The organism is Bradyrhizobium sp. UFLA05-112, from assembly GCF_053572325.1.
The window spans coordinates 1-3200 of the sequence record NZ_JBANBK010000186.1 but is presented as its reverse complement, the minus strand read 5'-3'; the positions used below and the strand labels follow the sequence as shown (position 1 = coordinate 3200).

2 protein-coding genes and 1 pseudogene are annotated in these 3200 nt (G+C 53.7%); all 3 read right to left on the bottom strand.

Translation table 11 applies throughout. The features are described 5' to 3' along the window. Positions 1 to 595 precede the first annotated feature (595 nt). The 3 genes and pseudogenes from SO180_RS42175 to SO180_RS42165 all read right to left on the bottom strand — a co-directional run bounded on the left by SO180_RS42175 (position 596) and on the right by SO180_RS42165 (position 2862). Entirely contained in the window at positions 596 to 1486 is an 891-nt protein-coding gene (locus SO180_RS42175) for a radical SAM family protein (protein ID WP_449384672.1), read from the bottom strand. Between the two features lie 340 nt (positions 1487 to 1826). After that, positions 1827 to 2048, bottom strand: a pseudogene (locus tag SO180_RS42170) (3-oxoacyl-[acyl-carrier-protein] synthase III C-terminal domain-containing protein); the annotation flags it as partial. Positions 2049 to 2133: 85 nt separating this feature from the next. After that, positions 2134 to 2862, bottom strand: coding sequence for a type III polyketide synthase (locus SO180_RS42165; protein ID WP_449384671.1), 729 nt, complete (start codon positions 2860 to 2862; stop codon positions 2134 to 2136). Between the last annotated feature and the right edge of the window lie 338 nt (positions 2863 to 3200).

The following is a 3200-nucleotide window of genomic DNA, read 5'->3' as shown; positions in this document are numbered from 1 at the left end:
TGTACTGCTCTCATCCAAAGACGTACCGTGCGGATGATTTTATGACACAGTAAGACTAAAGCGCGATGAGATTAGGAGGAATCGTCTTCGCGCTTTCGGTTACTGTTTGAGCATGATCTTTTCGGAAAACCGCTCCACATTTTTCCCCATCGTGCTCTAGCTGCCGGATCCGCACTCCAAAGCGAATGTCTTTAACTTGACCACCTTCTGCTGAGCGAGCGCGTGATTAGCTGGCACTCAGCAAAAGCGCCGGTCGTTACCTGGCGCCAATCTCGGCAGTAATGAGTGAGAGCCCGTTAGCGAGCCTTCTGCCGGACCAGACTGTCGCGTCGGCTCTCAGGTCGGAGTTACGCGTTTGCGGATTGCTGTCTACAAGACACAAATGGTGACCGCCGGTTACGGTTTGAGCGCCGAGCTGTGTGCCGGCCATGCGCGGTACAGGCGCATAGGCTGAATACGCTCTAGGCCGACAAGCGGGCTATCTTTGCCGCTGTTTCGAAGGCGGGCGAAGCAGTGTTCTTCCTGCACGACAACTGGCAAGCGAGAAATAAAGCAACTGTCTTCCATAACCTACCAAGTTGCCCGACTAGGAAACCTATTTCGTAAGGCTGCGGCGAGCCCATTCGATCGCCGGCCTACTGCGCATGAAGAATGGAAGGTTCAGGTCGGCGCACAATTGTGACACGCTCGCTTCAACGTCTTTAGCTTCAAACACCTTCCAAACCTTTTCGTTTTCGTCAAAGTCCATCTTTTTCAGTGTGAAGGGATAGTTTGGAGACGCATCCCGGAACACGCGTTTATCCAGCTTCCCGGCTTGGTCCGCGTACCAGACTTCTCCAACAACAATGTCCGCACGTGTTTGCACGAGCTTGACTATCTCGAGGTACTCCTCGACCGGTACGTTTGGAAGAAATGGGCGCAGAGCCAGTACGCTAATAAGTCCGTTGGCTTTGAAGCGGCCCAATTGCGCAATCCGTTCATATGGAGATGGGATAGGACGCGGTTCAAGATGCGGATGATGAAGCTGTGCAACACTCACGTAGCCGAAGACTCGCCGGCCTTTCGATCTGCAGCGGTCACTTATGTCTTTTAGTTCGCGCAGATGGTCCTCATTGAAGGGAGCCCGGGTCGTAAAGAGGAGATCGACGCCGAATTGGAGAAGAGCTCGAAGCAAAGCTAGTCCCATCTCCGCTCGCGGAGGGCAAAACGAATCGGTGTCGCCGCTTATGTAGATAATATCGTACGGCTCACGAACCGACTTGATCCATTCGATGATCTCGGGGATCTTCAGGGCAGCGTACTTCAGGAAGCCGGCCTCGACATAGCAAAACGGGCACCGATAGACACAATATCGACGTTGAGTCAGCGGACCCAACGAAACCATTATCCGCCGGTCCCGCACGTCAAAGGGTCGTTCATGCGGTCGGTGTAGCATGTCCCGCTCCCATCGATGTTCCAGATAAGCTGCGTAGCCGACTTCCGTCACCTGAGAGTTCTTGTAGTTTGCCCAGCTAGACTAGCCTACAAACGCCTCTCTTCACTTGTGGTGTTGCCCGCTCCGTCATTCATCATGCTTCGCACAGGTCGTGTGAGGGAGCATGAATGAAAGGAGGATCGCGCGGACAAACTGCATGCTGGCTGGAATAATGAAGGGAAACCTACTCTCGCTGTGCGCCGGTAACACCCGGTTCCGGACGAGGCACAGAACGCAATGATTTCCGCCTCAAGGCATAACGCGCTGACCTCTTGTTTCAGCGCTTGCGCTCTACATTTAAAGCGCTGACCTGATTGGCAAGGTGTCGATTTCGCCTCGATAACACCGTCGCTTATATCCATCTCAGTAGCGACATTTCGGCCGAAAATCCCGGTCCGAACGCAGCCAAGATCCCGTACGATCCTGGAGCCTGTGGCTCGTGCTCAAGCACGTAGTCTGGCACGAACAATACAGTTGCGCTGGACATGTTTCCATAACGTCGAAGAGTTTCGTAGCTGGAAAAGAAGTCCTTAGATGGCCTCCCAAGGCCTTGCTCGAAAACCTCCAATATTTTTCTTCCGCCCGATGGAAGACCAAGCTCTTCACCTGACTAAGATGAATTTTATCCTCCGCTAGCAACGATGCCAGCGCATGCGGCATCAGTTCCCGCACCATTGATGGTATCCGCTCTGAGACGACGATCTCAAATCCAGAATCGCCGAACTGCCCGAGTCAGGGTAAAGCAGACTGCTGCTTTTGACGATTTCCAATTTGCCTGCACAGCTTTCAGCTGGGGCGATGAGAAGCGTGGCAGCGCCATCACCAAAAAGGCTCGTAGCGACGACGTTCTTAGGGGTGAGATCATTCGGCTGAAACGTCAGCGACGTCAGCTCTACCGTAACGACTAGAATACGTTCCTTTGTTGCCCGACAAATTGCTCCTGCCAAACCGATTCCCGATGCCCCACCCGCACATCCCAGGCCAAAGACCGGCGTCCGTTTCACATCTCTTCGCAAACCCAATTTTGAGATCAGATCCACGTCGATGCTAGGGGTTGCTATCCCTGTCGTAGAAACGAATACGATCCGATCGACCTCTTCTGGCTTGACGTCTGCACGTTCGAGACAGCGAGCGGTCGCTTCACATGCGAGCTCTTTGGCCCACGCCAGATATGCTTCGTTTGTCTCACCTATGCGATGCTCGCTCAGAAACCATTCGGGCGTGACGCACACGAACCGCTCATCGACAAGCGTATGATCGAAGACTGTGAGATATTTTCCCAGCGTATCTGTCTTAGATCGGAAGTGTCGGCCAGCTAGTCTCTTGGCCTCGCTCTGCGAGAGGCGAAATGGCGGTAACGCCGTCCCAACAGCCAAAATCCTAGACATCAGTTCCCCTTGGTGATCGGCGATGGGTTCGCGTCAGGATGTCCGGGCGGAACGGGAAAGAGGACGCGATGGAATCAGCGCAATGAGGGCGATCTGTTCAGCGGGAACTTTCATTCTTTTCTGAGCCAGTGTTGAATTTGGCTTTCGTGCCGGTGTGCCGATCACGGTTGCCACGTGTGCATCTCTCCATCAACTGCCAAGGCTGGTAGTGGACTCAAGTCGCAACGCTTTGCTTGAGGAGTTGGCATCCGGCGTTGGCACCTAGTACCCACTTTCCCTAGGAAGTGAGTCATGATTCAACATCGGGATGATACCCGAAGCAAGAGACGTCCACCTTT